General features: G+C 69.0%; 18 protein-coding genes. 8 read left to right on the top strand and 10 right to left on the bottom strand.

All coding sequences use genetic code 11. From position 1 onward, the window contains the following. The 4 genes from lpxA (at position 1) to KBY57_RS09475 (ending at position 3,072) form a co-directional block, all read left to right on the top strand. A complete protein-coding gene (gene lpxA, locus KBY57_RS09490; RefSeq protein ID WP_254995590.1) occupies positions 1 to 807 on the top strand; it encodes an acyl-ACP--UDP-N-acetylglucosamine O-acyltransferase in 807 nt (268 codons plus the stop codon). Next, the gene (lpxB, locus tag KBY57_RS09485; protein WP_254995588.1) at positions 807 to 1,991 is read left to right on the top strand and encodes a lipid-A-disaccharide synthase; all 1,185 of its coding nucleotides are present in this window, start codon (positions 807 to 809) and stop codon (positions 1,989 to 1,991) included. The genes lpxA and lpxB overlap by 1 nt, the downstream gene beginning before the upstream one ends. Then, a complete protein-coding gene (gene msrA, locus KBY57_RS09480; protein WP_254995587.1) occupies positions 1,988 to 2,689 on the top strand; it encodes a peptide-methionine (S)-S-oxide reductase MsrA in 702 nt (233 codons plus the stop codon). Before lpxB ends, msrA begins: the two co-directional genes overlap by 4 nt. A gap of 176 nt (positions 2,690 to 2,865) precedes the next feature. Next, positions 2,866 to 3,072 carry a hypothetical protein gene (locus KBY57_RS09475; RefSeq protein WP_094560149.1) on the top strand — a complete coding sequence of 69 codons (207 nt, stop codon included), beginning with the start codon at positions 2,866 to 2,868 and terminating at the stop codon, positions 3,070 to 3,072. Between the two features lie 9 nt (positions 3,073 to 3,081). Here KBY57_RS09475 and KBY57_RS09470 read toward each other — a convergent pair whose 3' ends face one another. The 5 genes from KBY57_RS09470 to KBY57_RS09450 are packed head-to-tail and all read right to left on the bottom strand — an operon-like array spanning position 3,082 to position 6,985. Continuing rightward, positions 3,082 to 3,336, bottom strand: coding sequence for a hypothetical protein (locus KBY57_RS09470; RefSeq protein WP_094560150.1), 255 nt, complete (start codon positions 3,334 to 3,336; stop codon positions 3,082 to 3,084). Between the two features lie 42 nt (positions 3,337 to 3,378). Next, positions 3,379 to 4,902, bottom strand: coding sequence for a leucyl aminopeptidase (locus KBY57_RS09465; protein WP_254995586.1), 1,524 nt, complete (start codon positions 4,900 to 4,902; stop codon positions 3,379 to 3,381). Positions 4,903 to 4,940: 38 nt separating this feature from the next. Next, positions 4,941 to 5,540, bottom strand: coding sequence for a GIY-YIG nuclease family protein (locus KBY57_RS09460; protein WP_254995585.1), 600 nt, complete (start codon positions 5,538 to 5,540; stop codon positions 4,941 to 4,943). A 4-nt stretch (positions 5,541 to 5,544) separates the two neighbouring features. Then, a complete protein-coding gene (locus tag KBY57_RS09455) occupies positions 5,545 to 6,237 on the bottom strand; it encodes a type II secretion system protein GspK (protein WP_254995583.1) in 693 nt (230 codons plus the stop codon). Between the two features lie 46 nt (positions 6,238 to 6,283). After that, positions 6,284 to 6,985, bottom strand: a complete 702-nt coding sequence (locus tag KBY57_RS09450; RefSeq protein ID WP_254995582.1) for a response regulator transcription factor — start codon at positions 6,983 to 6,985, stop codon at positions 6,284 to 6,286. 168 nt (positions 6,986 to 7,153) lie between these two features. Here KBY57_RS09450 and KBY57_RS09445 point away from each other — a divergent pair, with 168 nt between their 5' ends. The 3 genes from KBY57_RS09445 to pyrF all read left to right on the top strand — a co-directional run bounded on the left by KBY57_RS09445 (position 7,154) and on the right by pyrF (position 9,569). Then, a complete protein-coding gene (locus tag KBY57_RS09445; protein WP_254995580.1) occupies positions 7,154 to 7,477 on the top strand; it encodes a DUF1825 family protein in 324 nt (107 codons plus the stop codon). 68 nt (positions 7,478 to 7,545) lie between these two features. Further along, on the top strand, positions 7,546 to 8,832 hold the full coding sequence (tyrS, locus tag KBY57_RS09440; protein ID WP_254995579.1) for a tyrosine--tRNA ligase: 1,287 nt from the start codon (positions 7,546 to 7,548) through the stop codon (positions 8,830 to 8,832). After that, positions 8,832 to 9,569, top strand: a complete 738-nt coding sequence (gene pyrF / locus KBY57_RS09435) for an orotidine-5'-phosphate decarboxylase (RefSeq protein WP_254995577.1) — start codon at positions 8,832 to 8,834, stop codon at positions 9,567 to 9,569. Before tyrS ends, pyrF begins: the two co-directional genes overlap by 1 nt. Here pyrF and KBY57_RS09430 read toward each other — a convergent pair. The 5 genes from KBY57_RS09430 to hpf are packed head-to-tail and all read right to left on the bottom strand — an operon-like array spanning position 9,555 to position 14,217. Beyond that, the gene (locus KBY57_RS09430; protein ID WP_254995576.1) at positions 9,555 to 10,766 is read right to left on the bottom strand and encodes a glycosyltransferase family 4 protein; all 1,212 of its coding nucleotides are present in this window, start codon (positions 10,764 to 10,766) and stop codon (positions 9,555 to 9,557) included. The genes pyrF and KBY57_RS09430 overlap by 15 nt on opposite strands. A 27-nt stretch (positions 10,767 to 10,793) precedes the next feature. Then, complete coding sequence (locus KBY57_RS09425) at positions 10,794 to 12,134, bottom strand: MFS transporter (protein WP_254995574.1); 1,341 nt, start codon at positions 12,132 to 12,134, stop codon at positions 10,794 to 10,796. Between the two features lie 25 nt (positions 12,135 to 12,159). After that, complete coding sequence (gene recO, locus KBY57_RS09420) at positions 12,160 to 12,954, bottom strand: DNA repair protein RecO (RefSeq protein WP_254995573.1); 795 nt, start codon at positions 12,952 to 12,954, stop codon at positions 12,160 to 12,162. A 7-nt stretch (positions 12,955 to 12,961) separates the two neighbouring features. Beyond that, positions 12,962 to 13,630, bottom strand: a complete 669-nt coding sequence (deoC, locus tag KBY57_RS09415) for a deoxyribose-phosphate aldolase (RefSeq protein ID WP_254995572.1) — start codon at positions 13,628 to 13,630, stop codon at positions 12,962 to 12,964. Beyond that, positions 13,627 to 14,217: a ribosome hibernation-promoting factor, HPF/YfiA family gene (hpf, locus tag KBY57_RS09410; protein ID WP_254995571.1), complete on the bottom strand. Its 591-nt coding sequence runs from the start codon at positions 14,215 to 14,217 to the stop codon at positions 13,627 to 13,629. Before hpf ends, deoC begins: the two co-directional genes overlap by 4 nt. Positions 14,218 to 14,271: 54 nt before the next feature. Between hpf and lipB the strand changes: the two genes are divergently transcribed. Continuing rightward, entirely contained in the window at positions 14,272 to 14,952 is a 681-nt protein-coding gene (gene lipB / locus KBY57_RS09405) for a lipoyl(octanoyl) transferase LipB (protein WP_254995570.1), read from the top strand. The last annotated feature ends 25 nt before the right edge of the window (positions 14,953 to 14,977 follow it).

Genomic DNA, 14,977 nt, shown 5'->3' with positions numbered 1-14,977 from the left:
ATGGCCACGACCATCCATCCCACCGCCGTCGTTGATCCCAGGGCCGAGCTGGCCGATGGGGTCAGTGTGGGGCCCTATGCGGTGATCGGCCCTGAGGTTCAGCTCGGCCCCGATTGCCGCATCGGCCCCCATGTGGTGCTCGATGGTCGGGTGCGGATGGGCCGCGGCAACCGCATCTTTCCTGGCGCCTGCATCGGCCTGGAGCCCCAGGATCTGAAATACACCGGCGATCCCACCGAGGTGGTGCTCGGCGACGACAACACCATCCGTGAGTGCGTCACCATCAATCGCGCCACGACCGGTCATCAACAGACGCGCCTGGGCAGCGGCAACCTGTTGATGGCCTACAGCCATCTCGGCCACAACTGTGAACTGGGTGACCGGATTGTGATCGCCAATGGGGTGGCTGTGGCCGGCCATGTGGTGATCGGCGACCGTGCGGTGATCGGAGGCGTGTTGGGCGTCCATCAGTTTGTGCACATCGGCACTCTGGCGATGGTGGGGGGGATGAGCCGGATCGAGCGGGATGTGCCCCCATTCACGATGGTCGAGGGTCATCCATCCCGCGTGCGGGCCCTCAACAAGATCGGCCTGCGTCGCAGTGGCCTGGTGGAGCTTGACGACGGCCAGCAGTTTGAAGACCTCAAACAGGCCTGGTCCCTGCTGTATCGCCGCGGTCTGACTCTGGCAGAGGCCATGGGGCAACTGCGCTGTCAGCCCCTGCAGGGTGCTGCCGATCAGCTCTGCACGTTCCTGGAAGCCTCCCTAGGCCCGTCCCGCCGTGGGCCGATTCCGGGGGCGCGCTGATGCTGCGGCTGCTGGTGAGCACCGGTGAGGTGTCTGGGGATCTGCAGGGGGCCCTGTTGGTCAGGGCGCTGCATGAGGAGGCCCAGCGCCGCCGGCTGGATCTGGAGATCGTGGCGCTGGGCGGCGAGCGGATGGAGCGGGCCGGGGCCCAGTTGCTGGCCAACACCACCCGCATGGGGGCCATCGGCCTGCTGGAGGCCATCCCCTTTGTGCTGCCCACCTTGAAATTGCAGCGGCGCCTCAAGCGTTGGTTCCGCCGTGACCCGCCCGATGGCGTGGTGCTGATCGACTACATGGGCCCCAACGTGAGCCTGGGGCTGCGCCTCAAGCGCAAGTTCCCCAGGGTGCCGGTCACCTATTACATCGCCCCCCAGGAATGGGCCTTCAAATTCGGCAATGGCGGCCGCTCCAATCTGATCAGCTTCACCAACCAGATCCTGGCGATCTTCCAGGAAGAAGCCCGCTTCTACCGCTGCCGCGGCGCCAACGTCACCTACGTGGGCCATCCGCTGCTGGACACCATCGGCCAGCTGCCCAGCCGCCAGGAGGCCCTGCGTCAGCTTGGCCTGCGTGATGCGCCGGTGCTGCTGCTGATGCCGGCGTCGCGGCGCCAGGAGATCCGCTACATGCTGCCCCACATCGTGGCGGCGGCGGCGGAGCTGCAGCGTCAGCGGCCCGAGCTGCAGGTGGTGGTGCCGGCCGGTCTGCCGGGGTTTGAAGCCCATCTGTCGAGGCAGTTGAGCCAGGCAGGGGTGCGCGCCGAGATCATCGCCGCCTCCGATTCCGACCAGCTCAAGGCCTGCCTCTGTGCCGCAGCGGATCTGGCCCTGGCCAAGTCGGGCACCGTCAACCTTGAGCTGGCCCTGCGGGGCGTGCCCCAGGTGGTGGTGTATCGCGTCAGCGGGGTAACCGCCTTTGTGGCCCGCCACATCCTGCGCTTCAGCGTGCCCCACATTTCGCCGGTCAACCTGGTGCTGGGCGAGCGGCTCGTGCCCGAGTTGCTGCAGGAAGATCTCTCTGCTGCGGCGATCGTGAGGGAAGCTCTGCCCCTGCTCGATGGCGCCAGTGCGGCCCGCCACAGCATGCTGGAGGGCTACCGCCGTCTGCGGCTCGAATTGGGGGAGCCTGGCGTCACCCAGCGGGCGGCCGCGGCCATCTTTGACCAGGTGCTCAACGCCGCATGATCCGAACCCCCCGGCCCCTGGCTTGGCTGCCCAACCTGGTGCTGCCTGTGCTGCTCCCTCTTCTGCTCCTGCTGCCGCTGGGCCTGTTGTCGCCCGGCCCAGCCTGGGCAGCCCCGGCCCAGAAGGCTGCTTCGCTTCAAGAGGCCGTGCTGGCGGGGGGCTGTTTCTGGTGCCTGGAGCACGACCTCGAGAGCTTGCCCGGAGTGCTGGATGCCGAGAGCGGTTACAGCGGCGGGACCGTGGCCCAGCCCACCTATGGCCAGGTATCGGCCGGAGCCACCGGCCACCAGGAGGTGGTGCGGGTGCGCTTTGATCCCGCTCGCCTCAGCTACGCCGCCCTGCTGCGGGCGTACTGGCGCAACATCGATCCCCTCGATGGCGGCGGTCAGTTCTGCGATCGCGGCACCTCCTACCGGCCCGTCATCTTCACCAGTGGCCCTGAGCAGCAGACCCAGGCCCAGGCCAGCCGCCTGGCGGCAGCTGCGGAGCTGGGCCGTCCCGCTGCCAGCCTGCAGGTGCAGATCAAGCCCCTGACGCGCTTCTGGCCGGCGGAGGGCTACCACCAGAACTACGCGGAGCGCAACAGCGTCAAATACAACTACTACCGCTGGGCCTGCGGCCGGGATCGGCGGCTCGACTCGGTGTGGGGCAAGCGAGCCCGCAGCGGCATCGCCTGGGTTTCGAGCAGGAAGTCCTGACGCAAGACCGGTAACCGGGGATCAGCAGGCCCGTGAACTCTGCTGCAATTGTGAGGAAAATCTGTAGAAGCGAGGTGGTTTTGGTCGGTCAAACGGCTGTAGTGGAGCGGCTTTCCGCTCTTCCCAAGCCCTTGACCCTTCCCTACCGTGATACGTGTCTCTGTGCACTGCCCTGTATGTATCTGCTGACCATTCGCGACGGTCTGCAGACCCGCCACGTTGGGCCTTACGGGAGCCCGAAGCAGGCTGCGGATGATCTGGATCGCCTGCTGCCCCTCTGTGGGGAGCGGGCCCGCTGGCAGATCCATGCCCTCGAATCGCCTGCCCAGCTGATGGCCAGCCTGGGGGCAGCCGCTAGCGCTGATGTGGGCGTGGCCGCCTGAGAACCGCCTTCAGCTGCGGCCGGGATAGCCGCGCAGCAGGCCGCTTTCGACCATCAGACCCACGCCCGCATTGATCAGGATCAGGCCGAAGGTGCCATACCAAAACCAGGGGCCGGGGCTGGTGAGTGTCTCCACCTTGCCGCTGGCCGCCAGCACCTGAATGCCCTTACGGATCACCGCTTCACCGAAGAGGCAGAGCCCCGCCGGCAGCAGCAGCACCCCCAGCTGAGCTTTGACGTACCAGCGGATCTTCTGAACGGCCATGGAGCGAACAAAGTCGTCAGGACTCCAAACCTAGGCTGTTGATCAAATCCGGGCTGCTGCTCCTGTGGCGGCGCCGGAGCAGATCCAGTTCACCAGGGTGCGCACGCCGAAACCGGTGGCTCCGGCCGGGTCGGCCCCCCGCCCCTTGTCACTCCAGACCGTGCCGGCGATATCGAGGTGGGCCCAGGCCAGCTTCGGGGTGACGAAGTCCTGCAGGAACAGGGCGGCGGTGATCGAGCCGCCAGGGCGGGGACCGGTGTTTTTGAGGTCGGCGACCGGGCTCTTGAGCCCGGCCTTGTAGGAGCTGCGCAGGGGCATCCGCCACAGGTCTTCGCCGCCGGCCTGACCAGCGCCCAGCAGCGCCTCTGCCAGGCCGTCGTTGTTGGACCACAGCCCCGCCATTTCCTCACCCAGGGCGATCACGCAGGCACCGGTGAGGGTGGCCAGGTCCACCACCGCATCGGGCTCCAGCTTGCAGGCATACACCAGGGCGTCGGCCAGGGTGAGGCGCCCCTCGGCGTCGGTGTTGTTGATCTCGATGGTCTTGCCGTTGGAGGCGGTGAGGATGTCGCCCGGGTGCACGGCGCCGCCGCTGATCATGTTTTCGCAGGCCGCCACGATCACGTGCACCTCCACGCCGGCGGGCTTCAGCTCGGCGATGGCACGGGCTGCCCCCAGCACCGAGGCGCTGCCGCCCATGTCGTACTTCATCATCTCGATCTGGGAGCCGGCGGTTTTGAGGTTGTAGCCGCCGGAATCGAAGGTGAGACCCTTGCCCACCAGGGCGATGCGGCGTTGCACGGGCCCGGGCGGGGTGTAGGTGAGATGGATGAATTTCGGGGCCAGATCGGACCCCTGGGCGACGCCGAGGTAGGCCCCCATGCCGAGGGCTTCGCAGTCGCTGCGCTCCAGCACCCGCAGCGTGATGCCGAAGTCCCGAGCGATGGCCGCGGCGGTGTCGGCCAGGTGCTGGGGTGTCGCCACATTGGGGGGCGCAGCCACCAGTTCGCGGGCCAGTTCAACGCCGGCGCAGGTGGCGTTCACCGCAGCCAGGGTGGGCTCGGCTGCCTTGGCTACCCCGATCAGGCTCACCGTGGCGGGCTGGGGCCTGGGCTCGGCTTCGCTCTTGAAGCGCTGATCACTGAAAAGGGCCAGGCGGGTGGCTTCTGCCATGGCGCGGGCGGCGGCGCCGGCCTCCAATCCTTCGATCGGCAGGGCCAGGGCCAGGTGGCGGGCTCCGGCGGCCACCGCGGCCTGGCTGGCGGCGGCGGCGGCCTGGCGTAGGCCGGCCAGGCTGAGGTCGGCCGGGGCGCCCAGGCCCACCAGGATCAGGGTCTGGGGGGTGGCGTCCAGGCGATCCAGGCTGAGGCATTCGCCCGGCTTGGCCTTGAAGCGCCGCTGTTCGAGGCGTTCGGCCAGCGGCTGGCCCAGGGCCGTGGTCAGCTGCTGCAGCTGGGGGTGCTCCGGGCGATCGTCGGCACCGGCAAACAAGCCGACGGCCAGGCAGTCGCCGTCCCACTGGCTCAGGGCCGCGGGGAGGTGTTCGGGGATGCAGCGAAACTCCATGGGCCGGCCGGGGGTGGCGGCGATCGTAGCCAGCGCGCCTAGGTGGGATCGGCCTGGAACGGTGTGGCCCAGCGGCTGCGCGTCTCTTTGTTGAAGGGCGGCAGCCAGCGGCGGATCAGCGCCTGCTCCAGGGCCCGCCGTGGCCGGACTTCAGCGGGCACATCCAGCCAGAAGCGAATGCTGAGCTGGCAGCTCAGGCCGACCTTCAGCAGGGCCTCGCTGTAGGCGGCCAGATAGGCCTTGCAATCGTGTTCGCCTTTCCAGCGCCGATCCGCTCGGCCGGTTTCGCCCACATAGAGCAGCAGCGGTTGGGGCTGGCCGGCGGGACGATCGGTGACGAGGTACAGGGCGGCCCCCTGCTGGGGTGCGGCGGGCCAGCGCCAGAACGACAGGGGCTGGGGCTGCAGGCTGAGGGGCTGGAAGCGCTCGGCTTGGCTCTGGGGATCCTCGGGAGGGGTGGCAAACAACGAACCCTGCTGGCTGGCCGGCTCCTGGTTGGCAAACAGGGGCAGCTGGTGGGCCGCCAGCCGGGCCTGCCACTCCTGCAGCTGGTGGGTCAACAGAGGGAGATCGGCGCCCTCGGCATGGGCCGCTCCCCCGAGGGCTGATCCAGCAAACAACTCCCCCTGGCGCGCCACGGCCTTAGGACCCCTTGCTGGCAGGCGGCAGCACCGGCCCGGCCGGGCCCGGTTGGAAGCGCACCTTGCCGATCCAGGCTTCCACCAACGCCGCCGGCAGCTGCAGGCGCTGTTGCAGGTCGGCCAGATCGCGGAAGGGGCCTCGCCCCCGTTCGCGCAGCAGCCGGCGCAGCCGTTCCGGATCCAGTCCCAGTCCTTCGAGTTGCGTGGCCGTGGCGCGGTTCAGATCCAGGGGGCTGAACGGTTGCACCGGCAGGGCGGGTTCGCCATACCAGCGAAACTCCAACAGGGGGTCCCAGCTCTCCACCACCGCTGCGGGCAGCTCCAGCACCCGTTGCAGATCCTCGATCCCGCTGAGCTGCACGCCGCCGGCCTGGAGCCGTAGCAACAGGTCCACCTGGGCCCCTTCGATGCCCGGCAGTCGCAGCCAGTCGGCAGGGGTGGCGCGGTTGACGTCCAGGCGCCAGCCCAGGGCGGCGGCGCGACGAACCGCCCCGGCATCCTCAAGCTTGAGCGCGGGGTTCTGCTGCAGCTTGAGAGCCAGCAGATCCCGTTCCACCTGCTCGCGATCCCAGCTGTCCTGCTGGTCGGCGGGGCGCGACCGCTCGGGCTGGGGACTGGGGCGGGCGGCTGGGATCTGCCCGGTGGCCCTCAGCAGCTGACGCGCGAGGGGATCCAACCAGTGCCGCTGGGCCATGGCGGATCGCGACTGCAACAACGGTTGACCGAACCTAGCGGCCAGCTCAGTCTTCGGGCCAGTCGATCAGCCCCCAGCGCAGCCCCAGCACGGCGGCGTGGGTGCGGTCGCGGGCCGGCAGCTTGCGGCACAGGTGACGCAGGTGGGTTTTCACCGTGTCTGCTGAAACGTAGAGCTGCTGGCCGATTTCGCCGTTGCTGTCACCCCGGGCCACGAGGCTGAGCACCTGCCGCTCCCGCTCGCTCAGCGGTTCGAGCGGGCCGCCATCGCCATGGCCCCGGCGAAACAGCTCCGTCAGGCTGCGGTCGACGTACACCCCGCCGCCGCTGATGGCATGGAGGGCGGCGATGGCGCTACCCAGCCCCAGGCGGGATTCCACCAGCAACCCGTCGCAGCCGGCCTCAATGGCGGCTTGGATGGCGTCCTGGCGCTGCTCCTGGCTGATCAGCAGCAGGGTGTGAATGGTGGGCCAGCGTTGCTTGATCGCCTGTACCAGGGCCACGCCGGAGCCCTCCTCCAGGGTGTCGCTGAGAAACACCATCGTGGGCTGGTGCTGTTCCACCAGGGCCAGGCCGGCTGCTGCGCAGGTGGCGGCCCCCACCAGGTGGTCCTGGCCGATCAGACCGCCCACAAACAGGCTCAGCAGGGCCCGGTTGCCGAAGCAGGCCACCAGCCGAGCGTCCCGCAGCAGGTTGTGGATCTGGCTGGTGTTGCGCCGGATCTGGTCGAGTTTGGGCGTGAAGTCCATGGGTGGGGTTCACGGCAGCTTCGGGTTCGCGTCGGCCGCATACTGTTCGCATGCTGGCGAAGGCTGGCCGCACCGGCATCGGGATGCGGCATGGGAATTACGTCTATCCGCACTCCCCAGGGCCGGCTCGCTTCACCAGAATCACTGGAATGCAGCGCTGCCAGGGTCATGGCGTTCTTTGAATCCGAGATCGTTCAGGACGAAGCCAAGCGCCTGTTTGGCGACTACCAGCAGCTGATGCAGCTGGGCAGTGAGTACGGCAAGTTCGATCGGGAGGGCAAGAAGCTCTACATCGAAAAGATGGAAGACATGATGGAGCGCTATCGGGTGTTCATGAAGCGCTTCGAGCTCTCCGAGGATTTCCAGGCCAAGCTCACCGTTGAGCAGCTGCGCACCCAGCTCGGTCAGTTCGGCCTGACGCCGGAAATGATGTTTCAGCAGATGCACCAGACCCTCGAGCGCATGAAGGGTCAGCTCGATGCTCCCGCCTAAGGCCTGACGGCGATCCTGCCGCGGCTGCGTACGATCCGGCCACTCAGCCGCCCCGGGCCCCGGTGCCGATGACAGGACCGCAACCAACCGTCGTGCCCCCTCATGGGGCCTTGCCGGCCTGGGTCGCCCGGGGGATGGCGGATCTGTTTCCGGCCGCCGCTGGTGCTGGGGAGGATCCCGATCAGCAGCTGGCGGCTCGCATCGCCGAGGCCGAGCGCACTGGCCGGTCCCTGCGCATCAAGCTCGGCATCGACCCCACCGGCTCCGACATCCACCTAGGGCACTCGATTCTGTTCCGCAAGCTGCGGGCCTTCCAGGATGCGGGCCACACCGCCGTGCTGATCATTGGCGACTTCACCGCCCGCATCGGCGATCCCACCGGCAAGAGCGCCACCCGGGTGCAGCTCAGCGCCGCCGCGGTGGAGGCCAATGCCGAAACCTATCTGGTGCAGCTCGGACTCGGCCAGGATCCGGCGCGCGCGCTGCTGGATTTCGAGACCCCTGGCCGCCTCGAGGTGCGCCGCAACAGCGAGTGGCTCGCGGGTCTCGATTTGCCCGAGGTGATCGAGCTGCTCGGCACCTCCACCGTGGGCCAGATGCTGGCCAAGGAGGATTTCGCCAACCGCTACGGCTCGGGCACGCCCATTTCCCTGCACGAATTCCTCTACCCGCTGCTGCAGGGCTACGACTCGGTGCAGCTGCAGGCCGACGTGGAGCTGGGCGGCACCGACCAGAAGTTCAACGTGGCCATGGGCCGGGATCTGCAGCGCCACTTCGGCCAGCGGCCCCAATTTGGCTTGTTGTTGCCGATCCTGCCGGGGCTCGATGGCGTGCAGAAGATGAGCAAAAGCCTGGGCAACACCGTGGGCCTCTCCGAAGACCCGCTCTCGATGTATTCCAAGCTTGAGAAGGTGCCGGATGCGGTGGTGAACGACTACCTCACCTTGCTCACCGACCTGGAGTTGGCTGCTCTTCCGGAGAATCCCCGCGAGCGTCAGAAGGTGATGGCCCTAGAGATCACCCGGGCTCGCCATGGTGATGCGGCGGCTGATGCGGCCCAGGTGGATGCGGCCAAGCTTGTGGGTGGTGCCCAGGGTGCCGGGGCGGCCGATGCCGAGGTGCCGGAGGCTTCCCTTGCGGCAGTGAACTTCCCCGCCAAGGCTTTTTATCTGCTCAGTGCCGTGGGGATCTGCGCCAGCAGCAGCGAGGCCCGGCGCCAGATCCAGGGGGGTGGGGTGAAGCTCGATGGGGAGAAGTTGGCCGATCCCAACCAGGAGTTCACCGGCCCGGCCGAGCTCGCCGGCAAGGTGCTGCAATTGGGCAAGAAGACGTTCCGGCGGCTGGTGGTGGGCTGATGGCTGGGCTCCAGGGTGCACATCCGGCCGATCGAATCATCGTGGCCCTCGATGGCATGGCGCCGGATCAGGCACTCGCCTTCGCCGCGGCGATTCCTGAGCTGCGCTGGGTGAAGGTGGGCCTCGAATTGTTTGTGGCGGGCGGCCCGGCGGTGGTGCGGCAGCTGCGCGATCAGGGCAAGCGGGTGTTTCTCGATCTCAAGTTCCACGACATCCCCGCCACCATGGCCGCCGCCTGCCGCAGCGCCACGCGCCTCGGGGCTGAGCTGATCACGGTGCACGCCTGTGCCGGCCATGACGCCTTGGCTGCCGCCCAGGCTGCAGCCCTGGAGGCCGCCGCCGCCGCCGGTCTGCCCGTGCCCACCTTGCTGGCCGTGACGGTGCTCACCAGCTGGGAGGCCGCGCGCTTCTCTGCGCAGTTGGCTGTTGATGAGCCGCTGGAGGCCTATGTGCCCAGGCTGGCCCGGCTGGCGGCGGCGGCTGGCATCGGCGGCTGCGTGTGCTCTCCCCTAGAGGTGGCGGCCCTGCGGGAAGCCCACCCTCAGCCCTTTGCCCTGGTGACACCGGGCATTCGCCCGGCTGGCTCTGCCCTGGGGGATCAGCAGCGGGTGATGACGCCGGCCCAGGCCCTGGTGGCGGGTGCCAGCCAGTTGGTGATCGGCCGCCCGATCACGGCCGCGCCCGATCCCGGGGCGGCCTTCGCGGCCTGCTGCGCTGAGCTCTCAGGCCACCTGTGAGCCCTGGGGCACCAGCTCGGCGTAGAGCGCCTCGAGGGCGTCGATGTTGCCTTCCAAGGTGTAGCGCTCCAGGGCCCGGGCCCGGGCCCGGCGGCCCAGCTCTGCCGTGAGCACCGGCTGATCCCGCAGCACCGGCAGCAAGGTGCGCAGCTGGGTGGTGACCCCCTGGGTGCTGATCACGATGCCGGCGCCCCCCTCCAGCACTTCGCCGTCGGCGCCGGCGTCGGTGGCGATGCAGGCGGTGCCGCTGGCCATCGCTTCGAGCAGGGCCAGGCTGAGTCCCTCCACCAGTGACGGCAGCAGAAACACCTCGGCCAGCTGTTGGAAGGCCACCCGCCGCTCCAGGCTGGGCTCATAGCCCCACCACACCACGTCGGGTTCATCACCCGTGGCCTGCAGGGCGCTGCGCAGGGGGCCATCGCCGACGATCACCAGCACGCAACCCGCCGGGCGCACCAGCCGCCAGGCCTTGATCAGGGCTTCGACGTTCTTCTCGGTGGCCACCCGGCCCATGTAGAGGAAGACGCGCCGGCCGGCAAAGCGCTGACGCAGCTCCTGCAGCTCGGGGCTGGTTGCTGCCTGGGGGGCCGTGGCCGGTGCCGGGCACCAGGTGTCGGTGTCGACGCCATTGGGAATCACGGCCAGCCGTTCGGCCCGCACGCCCAGGCGCAGCAGCACCTCGGCCTGCAGCTCCGAAAACACGATCACCCGGTCGAATTTGGCCAGGGTTGGGGCGTAGAGCTGGTAGGTGAGCTGCTGGGTGCCGGCGGTGAGATTGCGCAGGCTCGCATCGAAGGCCGGATGGAAGGTGGCCACCACCGGCAGCCCCAGCTGCTGGCAGAGATCGGGCAGGCGGAAATCCAGCGGCGAGAGCGTCAGGCTGGCGTGCACCAGGTCGGGCTTGAGCCGCTCCAGGGATTCCCGCAGCTCCCGCTGGGCGCCCAGCGAAGGAATCGTGTACACCTGCGATTTGACCAGGTAGGGCAGGGCCACTTCCGGGCCGCCGCCATTGCTGTCGCCGAGCGTGTCCACCTCATGCAGGGCTTCACCCGATCGGCCCAGGTTGCCGGCGGGGGTGTCGAAGTGGATGAAGCTGATCCCGTGGCCGCGGCTGCGCAGCGCATGGGTGGTGCTCAGTCCGTAGGTGACATTGCCGCAGAACGGGGTTTTCTTGCCCAGCCAGGCAATGTGGGCCACCAAGCCTCGCTCGACCGCCAAGCCACGCTAACAGCGTCGCCACGGCCGCTCCACCACGGCTGCCGTCAGGGCGATCGCAGCCAGCCCCCACAGCACCGGCAGCAGGCCGTAGCGGCTCACCACCGCTCCAGCCAGCACCAGCGGCAGGCTCAGGGCGATGTTGATCAGGTTGTTCTGCAGGCCGAACACCTTGCCGCGCAGCTCCTCGGGCGTCTCCTCCTGGATCGTGGTCTGGGCGGGGATCGCCAACAGGGCCGACCCCACCCCGAGCACGGCGCAGAGCAGCAGGGTGAACACGAGGTTGCCGCGCAGCTGGCCCAGCAGTACCAGGCTCCAGCCGATGGTGCCCAGCCCCGTGGCGGCCAGGTGGCGGCGGTTGATGCCCTGGCCGAGCTGGGCCACCGCCAGGGCTCCGGTCGCCAGACCCAGGCCGCTCATGGCTAGCAGGGTGCCGAACTGGGTGGGGCCCAGCCCAGGGATGGCGGAGGCCAGGCTGATGGCCAGCACGTAGAGGGCCGCCAGCAGGCTGTAGAGCAGCACCAGCTGCACCATGGCGCTGCGCACCCGCGGCCGCTCCCGCAACACCTGGACGCCCTCACCGATTTCCTGCCACACGGAGCTGCGGCTGAGGGGCCGGGGCTGTTCCCGCCAGCGGATCCGGCTGATCGCCACGGCCGCAAGCCCATAACAAAAAGGCAGCAGCAGGAATTCACCGCCCTCAATGCCGATCTGGCGCAAGCCCAGCTGCAGCAGCCGCAGGATCGGGTCGCCCAGGGCGAAGCCCACAATCGTGGCGGCCATGCTGGTGGCCTGGTAGAGCGAATTGGCCGCCAGCAGCTGATCGCCAGGCACCAACTGGGGGATGGCGGCCTGTTCGGCGGGGGCGAAGAACTGGGTGAGCACCGATTCGAGAAAGGTCATCAGCACCAGACCCCAGTAGCCCCAGCTGAGGCCAAGCCATTCGGGACCCTCCACCAGGCAGAAGGGGGCCAGCAGCACCAGCGCCGCCCGCAGTCCGTTGGAGGCCACCATCACGGCCCGTTTGGGCCAGCGGTCGGCCCATACCCCGGCCACCGTGCCGAGCAGCATCGCCGGAATCGTGTTGGCCACGTAGATGCCCGTGGCCAGCAGGGTGATCATCTGGGCCCGGGTTTCGGGCAGATCGAGGCGGATCGCCGAGGCCGCCTCAGCCAGGGCGGGGTTGGCCTCCGGGGTGCCCTTCACCCAGGTCTGGGCGATCAGGAACACCATCAACACGATGTAGAACTTGTCGGCCAGCTGCGAAAAGATCTGGCCCAGCCACAGCCGGCGGAAATCGGGCAGCGCCAGAACGCCCTGCAAGCCTGTGGCGTGGGAACTGCCGCTCAATCTGGCCTGGGCCGCTTCTGGCCCGTCATGATGCCGCAAGGCCAGGAGCCAGGCCCGTGCGCAGCAGCCGGTAGGCCCGCGGTTTGCGGCCCAGGTGCTCCTGGGTCCAGTGCTCCACCAGCTCGAGCAGGTGCAGCCACACCGGCAGCGGTCCCATCAGCTCGCCATCGCGCCGGCGGGGCAGGTTGGGCCGCAGCAGCCGTTGCAGCAGGGCCAGCTCCGAGGCGTTGAGCACCACCCGCGCCCCCGGCACCCCGCCGATCGCCAGACCCTCGCTGGGCACCAGGCTGCAGCGCCAGTCCCAGTTGCCCAGTGGCGGCTCCAGGGGCTCGCCGCTGCGGGCGCAGCGGCCCAGCGGCAGGGCATAGCCGCCCAGGGCGAGCAGGTGAACGCTCCCTTGCACCGCGATCGCCAGGGCCTCCAGATCACAGCCCCGCTCGCGCACCAGCCCATCGAGGCGGCCGAGCTGCATCAGCAGGTCGGCGAGCATGCCTGGCGCCGGGGCTTCGCTGGGCACCAGGGCCAGGCAGAGCTCGCTCAGAGCCTGGGCAGCGGCCAGGGCCTCGAGCTGCTGGGCCAGGCCGCTGTAGCTGCGCAGCACCTTCAGTTGGCGCACCCGCCGCAGGCCGCTGCGGCCGCCCACCTGCAGCCGCAGATGGCTGAGGGGCAGGGCGGCGGCCAGGCTGCTGCGGGGTTTGCGCGCCCCCGGCACCGCCAGCCGGATCACCCCCTGATCGTCGCTGAGCAGGGTCAGCAGGCGGTCGTTTTCACCGAGGGGCTTGCAGCTCAGGGCCAGTCCTTCCAGGCTCTCCTCGGGCACGGCAGGCTCAGCCCCGCAGCGCCTGGGCCAGGGCCACGCCGCGGCTGGTGCCCAGGCGCGTGGCGCCGGCCTCCACCAACGCCAGGGCCTGGTCCAGGTTGGCGATGCCGCCTGAAGCCTTGATCGCGGCCCGGCCCCGGGCCAGCTCCTTGAGCTGCCGCACCTGCTCCACCGTCACCGGCGGACCGAAGCCGCTGCCGGTTTTGAGGAAGCGGGCGCCGGCGTCGATGCTGATCTCCACCAGCAGGGCCAGGGCTTCGGGATCCAGCCGGCCCACCTCCAGGATCACCTTCACGGGCAGGCCCAGCTCGCAGATGGCCGCCAGTTCGTCGTGGATCGGCGTGCTGGCCCGATCGGCCAGGGCTCCGAAATCCGGCACCACATCGAGTTCATCGGCGCCGGCCGCGGCGGCCGCTTCGGCTTCGGCCTGCTTCACCGCCGACGGCACCGCGCCGAAGGGAAACCCCACCACCGCAATCAGTTGGGGGGTGCGGCCCTTGCCCTCCCGGGGCAGCTGCTCCCGGGCAGTGGCCACCCAGCGAGAGGCCACGCACACCCCGGCAAAGCCGAAGTGGCGGGCCTCCTCGCAGCATTGCCGGATCGCGCCCTTGCCCTGGTGAGGATCCAGCAGGGCATGGTCGATCAGGGGGGCCAGGTCGGGCCGGTCGGCGCTCACGCCTCCTTGGCCTGGATCACCCCGAAGCCGCCATGGTTGCGGTGATACACCACCTGGATCTGGCCGCTCTCCGCGTCGCGGAACACGTAGAAGTCGTGGTCGATCAGCTCCAGTTGGTGCAGGGCATCGTCGAGGCTCATCAAGGGCATGGTGTAGTACTTGCGCCGCACGCCCCGGTTGGGCAGTTCGGGCTCCTTGCCGTCCACCAGGGTGGCGCCCGGCGGCGGCAGGTTGGCAGCAGCGCCGGCCTCCTCGTCGCGGGCGGAGCGGTGCACCGGCCCTTGGGTCTGCTCGTGGATGCGGTCTTTGTAGCGGTGCAGCTGGCGGGTGAGCTTGCTGGCCACCAGGTCGATGCTGGCGTAGAGGTTGTCGCTGCGCTCCTGGGCCCGGATCACGGTGCCGTTGGCAAACATCGTCACCTCCACGGTTTGCTGCGGCACCCGCGGGTTGCGGGCCACGGACAGGTGCACGTCGGCCTCTTTGACGAGGCCTTCGTAGTGGTGAATGGCGCGGGTCAGCTTGGTTTCGGTGTACTCCCGGATGGCCGGGGTGACGTCAAGATTGCGGCCATGGATCAGCAGTTTCATCAGATGGCAACCGCCTCCGGTGCTCTGGTGCCCCAACGCTAAGAACGGTTGGTGATGTGCCCCAAGCTCGACGCAATCCTTTTCGAAGCGGCGCAACCGGTGCCTTTTCTGCTGGGCTGGGAAGCCCAGCGCAGCCTGCAGCAACGGTTGCTGCTGGACCCTGAAGGGCCGGAGGCGGTGCTGCTGCTGGAGCATGAGCCCTGCTACACCCTGGGCCGCGGCGCCTCGGAGGCCTTCCTGCGTTTCGATCCGGCCGCCCCGCCGCTGCCGCTGCACCGCATCGATCGCGGCGGCGAGGTGACCCACCACGCTCCGGGCCAGCTGGTGCTCTATCCGGTGCTCAACCTGCAGCGCCATGGCGCTGACCTGCACCTCTACCTGCGCCAGCTGGAGCAGGTGGTGATTGATCTGTTGGCCGGCCTGGATCTGCAGGGGGAACGGATCGCCGGGCTCACCGGGGTGTGGCTGGAGGGCCGCAAGGTGGCGGCCATCGGCGTCGGCGCGCGCCGCTGGATCAGCCAGCACGGCCTCGCCCTCAACGTGGATGGCGACCTGGCGGGCTTTGCGGCGGTGGTGCCCTGCGGCCTCGCCGACCACCCGGTGGGGCGGCTGGCCGACTGGCGGCCAGAGCTCACCAGCGAAGCGCTGCGCCAACCGCTGCTGGCGGCCCTGGCCGATCGGTTTGGTCTAGCCCTGCGTCCACCGGGTCCGCAGGAACGGCTGCAGGGGTGGTAACCCTGGGGCTGAGCTCCGCCGCCTC

Origin of the sequence: Cyanobium sp. Aljojuca 7D2 (assembly GCF_024346415.1) — a bacterium.
GTDB lineage: Bacteria > Cyanobacteriota > Cyanobacteriia > PCC-6307 > Cyanobiaceae > Cyanobium_A.
The sequence above is the reverse complement of the archived record's forward strand: the minus strand, read 5'-3'. Positions and strand labels throughout refer to the sequence as shown.